The organism is Pseudomonas fluorescens Q2-87, assembly GCF_000281895.1.
In the GTDB taxonomy this organism is placed as follows: domain Bacteria; phylum Pseudomonadota; class Gammaproteobacteria; order Pseudomonadales; family Pseudomonadaceae; genus Aquipseudomonas; species Aquipseudomonas fluorescens_S.
Genome location: NZ_CM001558.1, coordinates 3,409,794 through 3,425,352, shown reverse-complemented (window position 1 = coordinate 3,425,352; position 15,559 = coordinate 3,409,794). Strand labels below are relative to the sequence as shown.

The 15,559-nt window shown below is 62.2% G+C and carries 12 protein-coding genes and 1 pseudogene; 6 read left to right on the top strand and 7 right to left on the bottom strand.

The window, feature by feature from the left end; all coding sequences use genetic code 11:
• The first annotated feature begins 3 nt into the window (after window positions 1–3).
• The 5 genes from PFLQ2_RS12590 to PFLQ2_RS12610 all read left to right on the top strand — a co-directional run bounded on the left by PFLQ2_RS12590 (window position 4) and on the right by PFLQ2_RS12610 (window position 5,637).
• Window positions 4–975, top strand: coding sequence for a peptidylprolyl isomerase (locus PFLQ2_RS12590; RefSeq protein WP_003182308.1), 972 nt, complete (start codon window positions 4–6; stop codon window positions 973–975).
• A 25-nt stretch (window positions 976–1,000) separates the two neighbouring features.
• Window positions 1,001–1,993, top strand: coding sequence for a GTP 3',8-cyclase MoaA (moaA, locus tag PFLQ2_RS12595; RefSeq protein WP_003182306.1), 993 nt, complete (start codon window positions 1,001–1,003; stop codon window positions 1,991–1,993).
• Window positions 1,994–2,736: 743 nt separating this feature from the next.
• Entirely contained in the window at window positions 2,737–4,752 is a 2,016-nt protein-coding gene (locus PFLQ2_RS12600; RefSeq protein WP_003182305.1) for a ribonucleoside triphosphate reductase, read from the top strand.
• A 31-nt stretch (window positions 4,753–4,783) separates the two neighbouring features.
• A complete protein-coding gene (gene nrdD, locus PFLQ2_RS30830; protein ID WP_003182303.1) occupies window positions 4,784–4,945 on the top strand; it encodes an anaerobic ribonucleoside-triphosphate reductase in 162 nt (53 codons plus the stop codon).
• Entirely contained in the window at window positions 4,942–5,637 is a 696-nt protein-coding gene (locus PFLQ2_RS12610; RefSeq protein WP_033046074.1) for an anaerobic ribonucleoside-triphosphate reductase activating protein, read from the top strand. The genes nrdD and PFLQ2_RS12610 overlap by 4 nt, the downstream gene beginning before the upstream one ends.
• A gap of 183 nt (window positions 5,638–5,820) precedes the next feature.
• Here the strand turns inward: PFLQ2_RS12610 and PFLQ2_RS12615 are convergent, their stop codons facing one another.
• The 4 genes and pseudogenes from PFLQ2_RS12615 to PFLQ2_RS12630 all read right to left on the bottom strand — a co-directional run.
• The gene (locus PFLQ2_RS12615) at window positions 5,821–7,188 is read right to left on the bottom strand and encodes a 4Fe-4S binding protein (RefSeq protein WP_003182300.1); all 1,368 of its coding nucleotides are present in this window, start codon (window positions 7,186–7,188) and stop codon (window positions 5,821–5,823) included.
• Window positions 7,176–8,030 (bottom strand): FTR1 family iron permease, encoded by an 855-nt coding sequence (locus tag PFLQ2_RS12620; protein ID WP_003182298.1) that lies wholly within the window; start codon window positions 8,028–8,030, stop codon window positions 7,176–7,178. Before PFLQ2_RS12620 ends, PFLQ2_RS12615 begins: the two co-directional genes overlap by 13 nt.
• 22 nt (window positions 8,031–8,052) lie before the next feature.
• Window positions 8,053–8,415 (bottom strand): cupredoxin domain-containing protein, encoded by a 363-nt coding sequence (locus PFLQ2_RS12625; protein WP_003182296.1) that lies wholly within the window; start codon window positions 8,413–8,415, stop codon window positions 8,053–8,055.
• Between the two features lie 7 nt (window positions 8,416–8,422).
• A pseudogene (locus PFLQ2_RS12630) lies at window positions 8,423–8,947 on the bottom strand (iron transporter); the annotation flags it as partial.
• Between the two features lie 200 nt (window positions 8,948–9,147).
• Here PFLQ2_RS12630 and PFLQ2_RS27815 point away from each other — a divergent pair.
• Window positions 9,148–9,375, top strand: coding sequence for a DUF3079 domain-containing protein (locus PFLQ2_RS27815; protein WP_033046071.1), 228 nt, complete (start codon window positions 9,148–9,150; stop codon window positions 9,373–9,375).
• Between the two features lie 194 nt (window positions 9,376–9,569).
• Here PFLQ2_RS27815 and PFLQ2_RS12635 read toward each other — a convergent pair whose 3' ends face one another.
• The 3 genes from PFLQ2_RS12635 to PFLQ2_RS12645 all read right to left on the bottom strand — a co-directional run bounded on the left by PFLQ2_RS12635 (window position 9,570) and on the right by PFLQ2_RS12645 (window position 15,360).
• Window positions 9,570–11,309, bottom strand: coding sequence for a dipeptidase (locus PFLQ2_RS12635; RefSeq protein WP_003182289.1), 1,740 nt, complete (start codon window positions 11,307–11,309; stop codon window positions 9,570–9,572).
• A 364-nt stretch (window positions 11,310–11,673) separates the two neighbouring features.
• On the bottom strand, window positions 11,674–13,674 hold the full coding sequence (locus PFLQ2_RS12640) for a peptidase U32 family protein (RefSeq protein ID WP_003182287.1): 2,001 nt from the start codon (window positions 13,672–13,674) through the stop codon (window positions 11,674–11,676).
• 117 nt (window positions 13,675–13,791) lie between these two features.
• Entirely contained in the window at window positions 13,792–15,360 is a 1,569-nt protein-coding gene (locus PFLQ2_RS12645; protein WP_003182285.1) for a sensor domain-containing diguanylate cyclase, read from the bottom strand.
• Between the last annotated feature and the right edge of the window lie 199 nt (window positions 15,361–15,559).

Below are 15,559 nucleotides of genomic sequence, written 5' to 3'. Positions count from 1 at the left end.
ATCATGGCGAGTGGATGCGGATGTGGCGGTGGTGGTGGCGGTGGCGGCGGTTGTGGATCTTCGGCCAAGGCGGCGCCGGTAATGGCGCCGGTGGCCGGGGTCGAACCGGCCGGGGCGGTGCAGTTCGAACCGGCCCAGGCCGGGCCGGTGGCAGGCGACGAAGCAGCGCCTCAATTGATCGCCAGCAGCGAGCAGGAGTGGCCGATCATCAGCGTCAACGACGTGTCGATCAGCCCGCAGGCGATGGCGTTGGAGCTGCAATATCACCCGGCCGAAAGCCGCGAGGATGCGGTCTATCAGGCGGCGCGGGCGTTGGTGATCCGTGAGTTGCTCCAGCAACGCATCGCCGAGTTGGGCCTGGCGTTGCAGGTCGGCGCCGGCGAGAACGAAGAGGAAGCGGCCACGCGGCTGCTGCTCGAACGTGAGGTGCAAGTGCCGCAATGTGACGAGGCGACCTGCCTGCGTTACTACGAAAGCAATCGGGCGCGTTTTCACAGCGCACCGTTGCTGGCGGTGCGGCACATTTTGCTCGAATGCGCGCCGGACGATGCCGAGGCCCGCAGCCTGGCTCACGTACAGGCCGAGTTGCTGCTGGAACGGCTGGATCAGTTCCCCGGCAGCTTCGCCGAGCTGGCGCTGAAGTATTCGGCGTGCCCGTCCAAGGAGCAGGGCGGGTCGCTGGGGCAAATCAGCAAGGGCCAGACCGTGCCTGAACTGGAGCGCCAACTGTTCACCCTGCCGGCGGGCCTGGCGGGCAAGCCGCTGGAAAGTCGCTATGGCTGGCACGTGATCAGCATCGACCAGCGCATCGAGGGCCAGCCGTTGCCTTACGAGGCGGTGGCGACGGCGATCCGCACCCAGTTGCAGCAGGGCGTATGGCAAAAAGCGCTGGTGCAGTACCTGCAAACCCTGATCGGTGCGGCGGACATCCGCGGCATCGCTCTTCAGGGCGCCGACTCGCCGCTGGTGCAGTGAGCGCCGGCTTAATCGGGAGATTTCCATGAGCGCGGTGTTGCAGGATGGGTTTGGGCGCCAGATCGATTATTTGCGGATGTCGGTGACCGATCGTTGTGATTTTCGCTGTGTGTATTGCATGGCGAAAAACATGACCTTCCTGCCGCGTCAGCAGGTGTTGACCCTGGAAGAGCTGCAGCGCCTGGCGGGGCTGTTCGTCGGCCTGGGGGTGAAGAAAATTCGCCTCACCGGTGGCGAGCCGTTGATCCGTCCGGGCATCGTCGGGTTGTGTCGCGAGATCGCGGCAATGCCCGGCCTGCGGGAACTGGTGATGACCAGCAACGGCTCGCAGTTGGAGCGACTGGCCCAGCCGCTGGTGGAGGCCGGCGTCAAGCGCATGAACATCAGCCTCGACAGCCTGGACGGGGAGCGGTTTCGGGCAATTACCCGCAACGGCAATCTCGATCAGGTGCTGGCGGGTATCGAAGCGGCGAAAGTGGCCGGGTTCGAGCGGATCAAGCTCAACTGCGTGGTCATGAAAGGACGCAACTTCGATGAAGTCCCGGCGTTGGTGCAGTACGCCATCGATCAACGCATCGACATCAGTTTCATCGAGGAGATGCCGTTGGGGGAGGTGGGGCGTTCCCGGGGTGAGTCGTTCTGTTCCAGCGACGAAGTCCGGGCTGTGATCGCCGGTCATCATCGGTTGCTCGACAGTGCCGAGAGTAGCGGTGGGCCGGCGCGCTATGTGCGTCTGGTGCAGCATCCGGATACCCGGATCGGTTTCATTTCCCCCAACACCCACAACTTCTGCGCCAGTTGCAATCGGGTACGCATGACGGTTGAGGGGCGCTTGCTGTTGTGCCTGGGGCAGGAGGACTCTCTCGACCTGCGAAGCTTGTTGCGGCGTTATCCATTGGATGATCAGCCCGTGATTCAGGCGGTACAGCAGGCACTGCGCGGCAAGCCACTGCGCCATGACTTCAATCCTGGTGGGGAGGTGCAGATTGTGCGGTTCATGAACATGAGTGGAGGTTAAAGGCTTGCACCGACCCCGTGGCGAGGGAGCTTGCTCCCGCTGGGCTGCGCAGCAGCCCTGTTCTGTTCTGAGCGCTGGGATTTGTTGAGCGGGGGGGCATATCCGTTGCTGCGGTAACGGCTACTTAGGGTTCCGCCCTCACGGCGTCTCACTTTTGAGAAGCGCAAAAGTAAGCAAAACGCTTTTGCCCCACCACTCGGTGCCTCGCCTAGGCTCGGCATGCCCTCTCTCCGGCATTGCTCCGTGGGCCCGCTGCGAAGGGCCATCCATGGCCCAGCGCAGCTATCCCGGCATCCATGCCGGGATGCCCACTACGCAACGCCTGCGTTCGGCCAGCGTGGTTAACGGGGCGCCGAAATCAACGTCCACCGCGAGGCGGCCTTATAGCCGACCTGGCTCCCACGGTCGTACTCCGATCCAACTGTGGGAGCGAGCCTGCTCGCGAAGGCGGCCTGACAGCCGACCTGGCTCTCCCGGTCGAGCCCCGATCCCCTGTGGGAGCGAGCTTGCTCGCGAAGGCGGCGCGCCAGTCAACATTTGTCTCTACTGATCCACCGCTATCGCGAGCAAGCTCACTCCCACAGGGGATATCCGGTGTCTCGAAAAATCATCTCCGACGCTGCTTGCCGGTCGCCCCCGATTCTTGATATCGATCAATTGCAACCCTGCCTTTTGTCCGTACCCTCCACTGCATATTGTGTTCGTTTAAATTTAAAAGCCTATATGTAGTGTCTGGAGCCAAAATGCAGAGCACGTTGATCACGGTAGGGTGTAACCGCTTGCACAAGCGCGATGGCAGTGTGGTTGCCTTTGATGCGGACAAGATTCGCCAGGCGCTGATCGTCGCTGGCAAGGCCACCGGCGAGTACGCCGAAGCCGAGGCCGAGGGGTTGCTGGAGGCGGTGCTGGTCCGGTTGGAAGGGCAGAACCGGTTGAACGTCGAGCAGATCCAGGACCGTGTCGAGCGGGTGTTGATGGATGCCGGATTCTTCCTTTCCATGCGCGCTTATATCGTCTACCGCGAGCAGCACGGGCGCCTGCGTCGCGACCGTCGCACGCTGGTAGAGGTCGCCACGTCGATGAACGAATACCTGGACCGCGAAGACTGGCGCGTGCAGGCCAACGCCAACCAGGGTTATTCCCTCGGCGGGCTGATCTTGAACGTGTCGGGCAAGGTCACCGCCAATTACTGGCTCGACGAGGTCTACAGCCAGGCCATCGGCCAGGCGCACCGCGAGGCTGACTTGCATATCCATGACTTGGACATGCTCGCCGGCTACTGTGCCGGCTGGTCCTTGCGCACGTTGTTGCACGAAGGTCTCAACGGCGTGCCGGGGCGGGTCGAAGCCGGGCCGCCCAAGCATTTGAGCAGCGCCCTGGGGCAGATGGTCAACTTCCTCGGCACCCTGCAAAACGAATGGGCCGGGGCCCAGGCGTTCAGCTCGTTCGACACCTACCTGGCGCCTTACCTGCGCAAGGACAAACTCAGTTACGCCGAGGTTCGCCAGTCGTTGCAGGAGTTCATCTATAACCTCAACGTCCCGTCGCGCTGGGGCACGCAAACGCCCTTCACTAACCTCACGTTCGATTGGGTCTGCCCGGAGGATTTGCGCGAACAGATCCCGGTAATCGGCGGCGAAGAAATGCCGTTCGCCTACGGTGACCTGCAAGCGGAGATGGAATTGATCAACCGCGCCTACATCGAGGTGATGCAGGCCGGCGATGCGAAAGGGCGGGTGTTCACCTTTCCGATCCCGACCTACAACATCACCCATGACTTCCCATGGGACAGCGAAAACGCCGACCGGCTGTTCGAGATGACCGCCCGTTACGGCCTGCCGTATTTCCAGAACTTCCTTAACTCGGACATGCAGCCCAACCAGGTGCGCTCGATGTGCTGTCGCCTGCAACTGGATGTGCGCGAGTTGCTCAAGCGCGGTGGCGGCCTGTTCGGTTCGGCGGAGCAGACCGGCTCCCTTGGCGTAGTGACGATCAACTGCGCGCGCCTGGGTCATTTGTACAAGGGCGACACCAGCGCTTTGCTGAAACGCATCGATACGCTGATGGAACTGGCGATGGAGAGCCTGGAGGTCAAGCGCAAGGTCATCCAGCATCATATGGACGCCGGTTTGTACCCCTACACCAAACGCTACCTGGGCACACTGCGCAATCACTTCTCCACCATTGGCTTGAATGGCCTGCACGAAATGCTGCGCAATTTCACCGATGACCAGCAGGGCATGCATACCGAGCAGGGTCGGGCGTTCGCCCTCAAATTGCTGGATCACGTGCGGGCCACGTTGCTGCGGTTCCAGGAGGAAACCGGCCACCTCTACAACCTGGAAGCCACGCCTGCCGAAGGCACGACATACCGCTTCGCCAAGGAAGACCTCAAGCGCTATCCCGACATCTTGCAGGCCGGCAGCCCGGTCGCACCGTACTACACCAATTCGTCGCAACTGCCGGTGGGCTTCACCGACGATCCATTCGAAGCCCTGGAGTTGCAGGACGAGCTGCAATGCAAATACACCGGCGGCACCGTGTTGCACCTGTACATGGCCGAGCAGATATCTTCGACCCAGGCCTGCAAGCAATTGGTGCGCAAGGCCCTGGGCCGTTTCCGCCTGCCGTACCTGACCATCACGCCGACCTTTTCCATCTGCCCGGTGCACGGCTACCTGGCCGGCGAACACGAGTTTTGCCCCAAATGCGACGAGGCCTTGCTGCTGCAACAGCAGTTGGCTGGCAGCGTCCACTGATCCGATCCATCGACCGCAAGGAGCTTCACCCATGAATGCATCGCAAAGCCTTCCACAAGCACAGCGTCAACGTTGCGAAGTCTGGACCCGCGTGATGGGCTATCACCGCCCGGTGGCGGCCTTTAACCCGGGCAAGCAGTCCGAGCACCGCGAGCGGGTGCACTTCACCGAAAGCGCGGCCGGGCGTCCATGAGTCGAGTGCTGCGGGTCGGGGGCATGGTGCCCCTGACCACCCTCGATTACCCGGGCCAACTGGCGTGCGTATTGTTTTGCCAGGGATGCGCCTGGCGTTGTCGTTATTGCCATAACCCGCAACTGATCCCACCTCGTGGTAGCGAAGAGGTGGATTGGTGTCGGGTCTTGGCGTTCCTGCAACGCCGCCAGGACTTGCTCGATGCGGTGGTGTTCAGCGGCGGCGAGCCGACCTTGCAGGACGGCTTGGCTTCGGCGATGGAGCAGGTACGGCAGATGGGCTTTCGCATCGGCCTGCACAGCGCCGGCATCAAGCCGGCGGCGTTCGCCAAGGTGGTTGGCCTGGCCGACTGGGTGGGTTTCGACATCAAGGCCTTGCCCGAAGATGCCCTGGAGGTGACCCGGGTCGAAGGCAGCGGCGCCGCCAACTGGCGCAGCCTCGACCATCTGCTGGCCAGCGGCGTGGATTATGAGTGCCGCACCACGGTGCATTGGCATCTGTTCAACCCCGAACGCCTGTTGAGCCTGGCCGAACGCTTGAGCGAGCGGGGCGTCAGCCGGTTTGCCGTGCAACTGGTGCGCACCGCGCGGATGCTCGACCCGCATCTTTCCAGCGTATCGGCACACGCCTTGCAACCGGAGCTTTGGGCTGCGATGCGTGAGTTGTTTTCTTCGTTTGTATTGCGCAGTTGAGGGCACGCTGGATTGAGTGATTGCCCGCCAAACCCCTGTGGGAGCGGGCTTGCTCGCGAAAGCGGTGGGTCAGTTTGCGATGATGTTGGATGTACCAACGCCTTCGCGAGCAAGCCCGCTCCCACAAGGGTTTCGTGTTGAACCAAGATGTTGTGAGCACCCGCTCCCACAGGGTTTAGTGTGTCACCACCCCCAAAACTGCAACCACCAACCATAACCCACCAAACCGCTGGCCACTGTCAGGCAGGCGAGGGCGGGTAGTCGCTGGAGGGGTGATGCTGCGCTGTGTTCCAGCCGTTTCCAACCCAGCCACAGGCTCCAGGCCATCGCCGCCACCAACAGCCCGGCCCGAGCCGGCTGCACCCACTCGAGCAACAACCCTTCATAGCGCAGCAGTTTGACGGTAGTGGCCGACAGGCCGAGGAACAGCCCCGCACCACCCATGGGCGTCAGGGTGATGGCCAGGGGCAAATATTCTGCGCGATTGCCCGCCAGTCGTGCCGCCAGGCGCATCAATAGCATCAGCGAAGTGCCGAGCAGCAAGGCACTCAAGCCGAGATAGGCGAGGATGCAAAAGCCATCGAGCCAGCTGAAGCTGTCGTTGAGTTGCGGATAGTGCGTCAATAGCCACCAAGGTGCGTTGTCTTGCAACGGCCAGAGCAGCTCATGCGCCACCAGCCATTGGGCCAATGCCTGCTTCAAGGCGATGAACCAGGGACTGACGGTCCATTGAAAGGCGCCCATGGCCAGGCCGATGACACCGAACAACAGCAGACGTGCATCCCAAGGCGAGAGCGTGCCGGCCGTGGCCTGGAGGATTTCCTCGCTGCTGGAGCGGGCGATCAGGCGCACCGCATCGCGCTGGCCGCTGCAACGGCCACAGGCGTGGCAATCGGCGGCGCCGCGCATTCGGCGGATATCCAACAAGGGCGCGCAATTGGGGGGAGGGCGACGCGGGGCGCGGTTTTCCTGCCAGCGTTGTTCGTCCACCTGAAAGTGCAGCGGTGCCAGGCGCGCAAGTAGGGCGAAGACGCCACTGACCGGGCACAGGTAGCGGCACCACACCCGTTTGCCACGGGCGAACAGCAGGCCGACGATGACTGCCGCGACGGTCGAGCCGCCGAGGATCAGCAGCGCGGCCTGGGCATAGTCGTAGACGCTGATGAGTTGGCCGTAAATCGTCGTCAGGCAGAACGCCAGGGTTGACCAGCCGGCCCAGCGCAGGCCTCGCGGCATCCCCAGCCCCTTACCGTAGCGACTGGCCCATTCGCTCAGCGCGCCTTCGGGACACAGCACACCGCACCAGAGCCGACCGAACAGCACGATGGAGAGCAGCACGAACGGCCACCACAAGCCCCAGAACAGAAACTGTGCCAGCAACGTCAGGTTATCCAGCAGCCGCGCCTGACTGCTGGGCAACGGCAGCAGCGCGGGCACCACCAGCAGCACCACGTAGAACAGCACCACCATCCATTGCACGGCACGAATGGTCGCGCCGTGGCGCCGCATGCCGTCGCCCAGGCGCTGGAGCCAGGGGTTCAGGTAAGGCATGGCAGGTTTTCCGTCTTGCGTGGACGCAGCCAGCCGGCGACGACCAGCCAATAGCCGAGCCACACCAGCAACGTCAGCGCACTGGGACTGGCGCGATACCCGGCGAAATCGGCGAGGAAACCGCCCAAGCCATGGCCGTCGTCGAGCAGTGTGCTGCTGTCCCACAGCCCTTCGCCAATGCCGCGATACACCGCCTCGGGCCAGTCCATCGCGAGCAGTTGACCGCCAACGCGCTCGATGCCGCTGACCAGCAACGCCGCTCCCAACAGCAGGAGAATCGCTTCGCTGATGGCAAAGAACCGTGGCCATGAAATGAACCGGCGGCTGCCATGCAGCACGTAGACGGTCAGCAGCGACAGCACCAGGCCGGCCGCCGCGCCGATGGCGAACAGACCCAGTGACGGTCCTTGTAGACGGGCACCGGCGCCGTACAGGAACACCACGGTTTCGCTGCCTTCGCGGCTGACCGCCAACAATGCCAGCACCAACAGTCCCAAGCCGCCCTGGCGGCTCAGGCGCTGGTCGGCGTCGCGTGTCAGGTCGTGCTTGAGCGTCCTTGCGTTGCGGTGCATCCAGCTGACCATCTGCACGATCAGCACGCTGGCGATCAACGCCAGTGACGCCTGGAACCATTCGTTGGCCGCGCCGCTCATGGTTTCGCCGGCCAATACGATCAGGCCGGCCAGCACGCCCGAGAGCAGCAAGCCCAGCGCCGTGCCGGCCCAGACATAGCGCAGCAGTCGACTGGCCTGTTGTTGGCGGCTGGCCCAGGCCTGGAGAATGCCGATGACCAGCAAGGCCTCGACGCTTTCGCGCCAGACAATAAACATCGATTGAGTCATGCAAACGCCTCCTGCGGGACGATTACCGGGCGAGGATGCTGCCTTCGGGCAGTTGCGGATTGAATTCATCGAAAAACGGGTAATGACCAGGCCGAAGCGGATGAATCACCACGAAGGTGGTGACGCCGGGCGACAAGACCTTTTCCACGCGCAGCGGCGTGCTCTCGAACTCCGCCGGACCCTGGCCGTCGTTCTTCAGCACGATCTTGAAGCGTTGCCCGGCCGCCACCTCCAGTTGCGCCGGGGTGAAGCGTCCATCGCGCATGCTCAACTCATAAGTCGGTAGCTCGGCCTGGGCGATGGAAGGCAAGGCCAGGCCGGCCAGCAGGCACCCGGCCAGGCATCGATGGCGCGTGGGATGCGATCGACGGGTCGGTTGGCCCATGGTCAGTACCCACCTTTTTACCGATCCCGGCGTAGACGAATTCGTAGTGCAGTTCGCAACGCTCGAACCAGGGCGCCACGCCGGTTTCCTTGTCGGTATGACGACCGAGGGAAGCATGGCCGCCAGGCGGCAGGATGGTGAAGGTCAGTTGGTATTTGCCGGGGCCGAGCAGCTTGACGTTGTCGCCGTAGTGCGGCCCGTCATTGGCGACCATGGCGTGGAAGTCGCCCTTGAGCTCGGTGTCGACGCCTTGCTTTTTCAGTTGGAAGGATACGTTGAGGTAAGGCACGAAGCTGCCTTCCTGGAAGCCTTGCTTGCTGTCCGCCGTGGCACGAATATCGGCTTCCAGGTGCACGTCCGAATCGGCCGTGGCGCGCATCATTCCGGCCGGCGCCATTTCAATGGGCTGCAAATACACCGCGCCGACTTCCAGCCCCGGGCACAGTTGAGGTTCGCCGATGGGGTATTCCTTGGCCTGGGCCAGCGGTGCGAGAAACAGCAGGGCGAGGGATAGGGGGGCGAGGGTACGCATGAGGACTTCCTAAACGGATAAAAGATGGCCGAGTCTAGGAGGCTTCGCTGCGAATAATAATGATTCTTGTCAATTTTCAGCGTGAATGTGCGAACGCCAACACTTATTGATCAGGCAGGGCTGTTCTTGATCAGAATCAAGGGCTGCCGAGCCTCGACGCGGTACGGTGCGGGTACACCCACTCGTTATGCGGGGTCGTCATGGCAAAGCCGTTTCCCATCAGTCCCAAACATCCCGAGCGCATTTGCTGGGGGTGTGATCGTTATTGTCCGACCCATGCCTTGGCCTGTGGCAACGGTGCCGACCGAACGATGCACCCGGCCGAGATGATCGGCGAGGACTGGTACCTGCACGGTGATTGGGGGCTGGAGTTGCTCGACATTACCGCCAAGGTCATCGATCCCAGCGCCACTTATCTGAAGGAATGAAGTGCCCCCGTGGCGAGGGAGCTTGCTCCCGCTGGGTTGCGCAGCGACCCCAAGATTTTGCGGGCGCTGCGCACCCGAGCGGGAGCAAGCTCCCTCGCCACAGGAATCAAGCTAGCCACAGGGACAGGCAGGCCTCGGGGACTTGCAGTCTCAAGTGACCAGCAAGCTTCAAGTGCAAAGCATGGCTTGGACAATCACAACTTCGGCAACTGCCCGATCCGCCCCATCATCTCGGTCACGATCTGCAGGTCCAGCAGGAATTGCTCCACGGTCTTGAACTCGTTGTCGTTATGACCGGTGTACTTCACGTCAGGCATGGCCAGGCCGAACTGCACGCCATTGGGCAGATCGTGGACCGACGTGGCGCCGGCCGAGGTGCCGTACTTGTGCTCCATGCCGAGGTTTTCGGTGGCGACCGCCAGCAGCGCCTTGACCCACTCGCCCTCGGGGTTGCGGTACATCGGCTCGTCGATGGAGTAGTCGAACGCCACCGCGACGTGGGACTTCTTGCTCCAGGCGTCCAGCTTGTCGGCAATATCTTTCTTCAGCGCCTCAGTGGTCTTGCCCACCGGCACCCGCAGGTTCACCGCAAGCTTGAAGGTCTTTTCATCCATCCCGACGTAAGTCAGGGAGGCGGTCAGCGGGCCCATGAACGCGTCGGAATAACCGATCCCCAATTGCTTGCCCAGGTAATCCAGGCCCCAGTTATCGGCGGCGTAGCGGGCGGCGTCGGTGATGTGGTTATGCTTGAGCGCGACCTTGCTGCCCAGGCCATTGATGAAGTCCAGCATCCTTGCCACAGGGTTGACGCCCGACTCCGGCTCGGAGGAGTGCGCAGAGACCCCGATGAAAGTCAGCTGGACATCTTTGCCGACGACCTTGGAGGTGACCTCGAAGTTGCCGCCATTGCGCTTGGCGTAGTCGTTGCCGGCCTTCAGCAGACTGGCGGCCAATTCGGCGGGCTTGTCGCCGATGAAAGTGGCCACCGACGTCGACGGGATCTGATTGGTCGCCAGGCCGCCGGTCAGTGCGGTGATTTCGGCGCCCTTGCCTTGGGCATTGCGTCGGGCAAAGTTGGCCATGACGGTGCCGTAGCCTTTCTCGGCGATCACTACCGGGTAGCCGCCATCCAACGCCAGGTTGTAGTTGGGCGTCGGGTTGTGTTCGAAGTAATAGGGGATTGCGTCGCCAGTGGTTTCCTCGGTGGTATCGACCAGCAACTTGAAGTTGCGCGCCAGCGGTAGCTTCTCTTCCTTGATGATTTTCATGGCATATAGCGCCACCACGATGCCGTTCTTATCGTCCTCGGTACCGCGGCCATACATGCGGTCGCCCACCAGGGTCACCTTGAACGGGTCGAGGCGGGTGCCGTCCTTCAGCACCCAGTTTTCCGGCGTCACCGGCACCACATCGGCGTGGGCGTGGATGCCAACGACTTCGTCGCCGCTGCCTTCCAGGGAAATCTCATAGACGCGGTTGTCGATGTTGCGGAAATTCAGGTTGAAAGACTCGGCGAGGCCCTTGATCTTGTCGGCGATCTTGAGGAACTCCGGGTTCTCGTGCTGCGCTACGCCGTCCTTGCGAAAGGTCGGGATCGCCACCAGCTCTTTCAGCGTCTCGGTCGCCGCGTTGCCGTACTTCACTCGGGCATAAAGGCCCAGCAGGCGATGGATTTCGTTCTGCTGTTCGGCCGACAGGGATGTGTTGTCGAGGAAGGCGCTGATGGCCGGGCCGAGGTTAGCGGCGTTGGCGATATCGTTCTTGGCGACCTGTCCGAGGAATTGCCTGAAATCCGTCACCGGTGCATCGGCGAAGGTTTTTACAATGACGGCGTTCTGTTGCGCGGTGATGTTGGCGAAGGCTGGCGTGGTCATCGATGCGAGGCTGGACAGCATCAGCGTGGTCAGGGCCAGTTTTTTGAGCGAGAAGTCCATTGCTGGGGGCATTCCTTTGCAGGCAGGTTAGAAGAGAAGTGTCTGATTAGATGACACAAACGCTTACAACCTAACATTGCTGGGAAGCGGTGGGGGAGCCCTGGGGTGGAATCTGTCGCACGGAAAAGCAAAAAAGACGCAGAAATGAAAGTCGACTCGTCCGCATAGGCGTTGACGGCCGGCATCGTTGCAAGCTGGTCTACCGTTATCGCGAGCAAGCTCGCTCCACATGGGGTATTGGCTATTCCCCAATCCCCTGTGGGAGCGAGCCTGCTCGCGATAGCGGTGGGACAGCCGACATCAACTTAGCTGACCCACCGCTTTCGCGGGCAAGCCCGCTCCCACAGTATCTGCGGTTGTGGACTCAATGCGGTGCGCGGGGGATCGTCTTGAGCAGGTCCTCGGGGCTGATGTGGCCGACGACCGCCTGCGCCGTGCTGCCGGGCAGTGGCAGGTCAAGGATGTGGCCCTTGATCTTGCCGACCACATGCATTTCGCAGGGCTTGCAGTCGAACTTCAGCGTCAGCACTTCATCGCCGTGTATCAGCTGCATCGGCGCGACCTTGGTGCGCACGCCGGTGACGCCCTTGGCCTGCTTGGGGCAGAGGTTGAACGAGAAGCGCAGGCAGTGCTTGGTGATCATCACCGGCACTTCACCGGTTTCTTCGTGGGCCTCGAAGGCAGCATCGATCAGCTTGACCCCGTGGCGGTGATAGAAATCCCGGGCCTTCTGGTTGTAGACGTTGGCCAGGAACGACAGGTGCGACTCCGGGTACACCGGCGGCGGACTGGTCTCGGCCTTGCGTCCACCCCGTGGATGAGCCGCCACACGGGCGGTGGTCAGGGCCTCGATGGCTTCGCGGCGCAAGGTCTTGAGCTGCGAATTGGGGATGAAGAATGCCTGGGGCGCATCCAGTTCGATCGCGGTAGCGTGATATTCGGTGGTGCCGAGTTGGCCGAGCAGGTCATGCAATTGCTCAAGGGCCTGTTCCGGTTTGTTGGCCAGGCCGAACGGCCCGTCCAGGGCGACGCTGGCGCTGATGCCTTCCTCGCTGGTGGCGGTCAGTTCCAGGCGTTCTTCACGCAGGCGCGCGACCCAGGCCAGGCCGACGCGGCGCTCGGACGAGGTCTTGAGCAGCGCTTGCTGCCAGTTATGGTCCAGGTTGCGGCTCAGTGGATGGTTGGGGCGCAACTGGTACATGCCCGCCGGCATCTCGTTGGGTTCGACGCGGTAGCGATAACGCTTCTGGCCGTCTTCTTCGAACTCGCCCTTGGGCTCGGCGATGTTGGCCCGGAAACCCACCACCTCACGCTTGACCAGCACGTTGAGGCCGTCGCCGTTGGACAGCGGGTCGAAAGTCACGACTTGCATGTCGCGCTTGCCGACTTTTTCTACCACGCCCACCGGCACGCCGGTAAAGGTTGGCGAATCGAAGGCGCCGATGTCGATCTTGCGCTCGCTGACAAAGTAGTCGGTGCTGCCACGGTGGAAGGTCTTGTCCGGGTCAGGCACGAAGAAGTGCGCGGTGCGGCCGCTGGAGGCACGGGCCAGGTCCGGGCGGTCTTCGAGCACGTCGTCCAGGCGCTGGCGGTAATAGGCCGTGATGTTCTTCACGTAACCCATGTCCTTGTAGCGGCCTTCGATCTTGAACGAACGCACGCCGGCTTCGACCAGGTCGCGGATGTTGGCGCTCTGGTTGTTGTCCTTCATCGACAGCAGATGCTTTTCGTAGGCCACTACCCGGCCCTGGTCGTCCTTGAGGGTGTAGGGCAGGCGACAGGCCTGGGAACAATCGCCACGGTTGGCACTTCGGCCGTTCTGGGCGTGGGAAATGTTGCACTGGCCGGAGAAAGCCACGCACAACGCACCGTGAATGAAGAACTCGATGGCCGCTTCGGTCTCATCGGCGATGGCGCGGATTTCCTGCAGGTTCAACTCGCGGGCCAGCACCAGTTGCGAGAAACCGGCCTGGTCGAGGAATTTTGCCCGCGCCAGGGTGCGAATGTCAGTCTGGGTGCTGGCGTGCAGCTCGATGGGCGGGATGTCCAGCTCCATCACCCCCAGGTCCTGGACGATCAGCGCGTCGACGCCGGCATCGTACAGTTGGTGGATCAACTGGCGGGCCGGCTCCAGTTCGTTGTCGTGCAGGATGGTGTTGATCGTGGTGAACACCCGGGCGTGGTAGCGATGGGCGAACTCCACCAGCCGGGCAATATCGCCCACTTCGTTGCAGGCGTTGTGACGTGCGCCGAAACTCGGGCCACCGATGTACACGGCGTCGGCGCCATGCAGGATGGCCTCGCGGGCGATGGTCACGTCGCGGGCGGGGCTGAGCAATTCCAGATGATGTTTGGGCAAGGACATGTTTTTTTAATCAGGCTGGTCACGGTCGAAGCGAGCATTGTAGCCGCCGGATGCCTTCCAGGCACCTTTGCACTGGGATTGCATGCTACGGACCGATGCGCGGCCATGCCGCGAGGTTCAGTCTTGAGAGGCGTTGGCACTGCACCAGCGGTTTCGCCCGGTGTTCTTGGCCAGGTACAAAAAGGCGTCAGCGGCTTTTATGAGCATGGCCGGGGTCGCGTCCTCGACACTCGGTTGGCCGGTGGTAATGCCCGCGCTGGCCGTGACCAAGCCCAGGGGATGGTCGCCGTGTTCGATGTTCAGGGCCCGGATGGCTTCAAGGATCTGTTGTGCGACTCTGCCGGCACCGGCGCTGTCGGTGTTGGGGAGCAGCACGGTGAATTCTTCGCCGCCATACCGCACGGCCAGGTCGCCCGGGCGCTTGATGGTCTGCTGGATCGCGCCTGCAATCGCGCGCAGGCATTCGTCGCCGGCGGCATGGCCGTATTTGTCGTTGAAGCGCTTGAAATAGTCGACGTCGAGCATGATCAGCGCGAGTGACGAACCCTGGCGCTTGGCCAGGCGAACCTCATCGGCCAAGGCAATGTCCAGCCGCCTGCGGTTGCCCAGCCCGGTCAGGCTGTCGGTCAGCGCCATGTCGCGCATCGTCTGGTGGGCGTTACGAATCTGCGCCTCCATGGTCATTCGGTAGCGCAGCTGGTTCAGCACGATAAGCCCGAAGCCTACGAGTATCACGATCAGGAAAATCAGCACCAGGCTGGTCTTGAGCAGGTCGCGCCGCCAGGGCGCGATGATGGATTCCCGGGACAGGCCGGCTTCCACCACCAGCGGATAGGTGCTCAAGGCCCGGTAGGCGTACAGGCGCTCGGTATCGTCGATGACAGCCTTGGCCTCGGCCGTGCCCTGGTTGGACGTGGGCAGGTAATTCTTGAAGATCACGCTGTTGACCAGGCTCTTGCCAATCACCGATTCGACGAAGGGCCGGCGCACCAGGATGGTTCCGCTTCGCGTGGCCAGGACCAGGGCGCCCTTGTCGTCGATCTTGAAATCGCCGTAGTAGTCCACGAAATAGCTGACCTTGACCGTCCCCAGCAGCACGCCGGCAAAGGAGCCGTCCGGGTTGTTCAAGCGGCGGGAGATGGGAATGATCAGGTCGTTGGTGGATCGACTCTTGATGACGTCGCCGATCCGCACGTCTCGGTCCTCATGGGTGCGGTGATATTGGAAGTAGTCGCGGTCGGCGTTGTTTGCCGGCTCCGGAATGACCTCCTTGTCCGTCACCACCCATTTGCCATCGGGACCATAGATAAACAGTCCATGCAACTGCGGCATGATGGCGGCCTGTTGCACCAGCAGCTTGTGAATGCGCGGGACGTCCATGTTCTCCAAACCGTCGCCCTCCACACGCTCGCTGAGGGCGGCGGTCAGTACATCCACTTGCCGGATGGTGTCTTCGGCGTGCTGGGCTGTGGCCCGCGCCAGGTTCGTCACCGAATCGCGGGCAGACGCGAAAGCCGAGCGATAGTCGCGCCACGTGCGCCAGCCCTCGACGGCCAGGAACGCCACGACCACTACCAACATAAAGCTCACAGTAAGACGCAACGCCGCGCCGGCCCTTGCAGCTTGGGGGGGAAGGGCTGCATCTGGGTTTTCGATCTTTGGCTCTGGTCGCTTGCGTCCCAGCATCAACTATTTCCTTTTACGGCGGGTCTGCGCACGATGGATGCGAAGCCTACCTTATTCGAATTCAGCACGTTAGCGACGGCAACGAGGCCGGCACGGATGGCACCGCCCATTGAGATGTCAATAAGTAAAGTAAGGACACAGCCACCGCCTATTTAGTGCCTCATGCGTGTCCAACGGATGATTGTGATGGATACGGAAC

Bases quoted from the DNA above. Each gene is read 5' to 3' on its own strand.
- PFLQ2_RS27815 (WP_033046071.1), top strand. From the start codon at position 9,148: ATGGCAAAGCCGTTTCCCATCAGTCCCAAACATCCCGAGCGCATTTGC.
- moaA (WP_003182306.1), top strand. From the start codon at position 1,001: ATGAGCGCGGTGTTGCAGGATGGGTTTGGGCGCCAGATCGATTATTTG.
- PFLQ2_RS12610 (WP_033046074.1), top strand. From the start codon at position 4,942: ATGAGTCGAGTGCTGCGGGTCGGGGGCATGGTGCCCCTGACCACCCTC.
- nrdD (WP_003182303.1), top strand. From the start codon at position 4,784: ATGAATGCATCGCAAAGCCTTCCACAAGCACAGCGTCAACGTTGCGAA.
- PFLQ2_RS12590 (WP_003182308.1), top strand. From the start codon at position 4: ATGGCGAGTGGATGCGGATGTGGCGGTGGTGGTGGCGGTGGCGGCGGT.
- PFLQ2_RS12640 (WP_003182287.1), bottom strand. From the start codon at position 13,674: ATGTCCTTGCCCAAACATCATCTGGAATTGCTCAGCCCCGCCCGCGAC.
- PFLQ2_RS12645 (WP_003182285.1), bottom strand. From the start codon at position 15,360: ATGCTGGGACGCAAGCGACCAGAGCCAAAGATCGAAAACCCAGATGCA.
- PFLQ2_RS12600 (WP_003182305.1), top strand. From the start codon at position 2,737: ATGCAGAGCACGTTGATCACGGTAGGGTGTAACCGCTTGCACAAGCGC.
- PFLQ2_RS12620 (WP_003182298.1), bottom strand. From the start codon at position 8,030: ATGACTCAATCGATGTTTATTGTCTGGCGCGAAAGCGTCGAGGCCTTG.
- PFLQ2_RS12625 (WP_003182296.1), bottom strand. From the start codon at position 8,415: ATGGGCCAACCGACCCGTCGATCGCATCCCACGCGCCATCGATGCCTG.
- PFLQ2_RS12615 (WP_003182300.1), bottom strand. From the start codon at position 7,188: ATGCCTTACCTGAACCCCTGGCTCCAGCGCCTGGGCGACGGCATGCGG.
- PFLQ2_RS12635 (WP_003182289.1), bottom strand. From the start codon at position 11,309: ATGGACTTCTCGCTCAAAAAACTGGCCCTGACCACGCTGATGCTGTCC.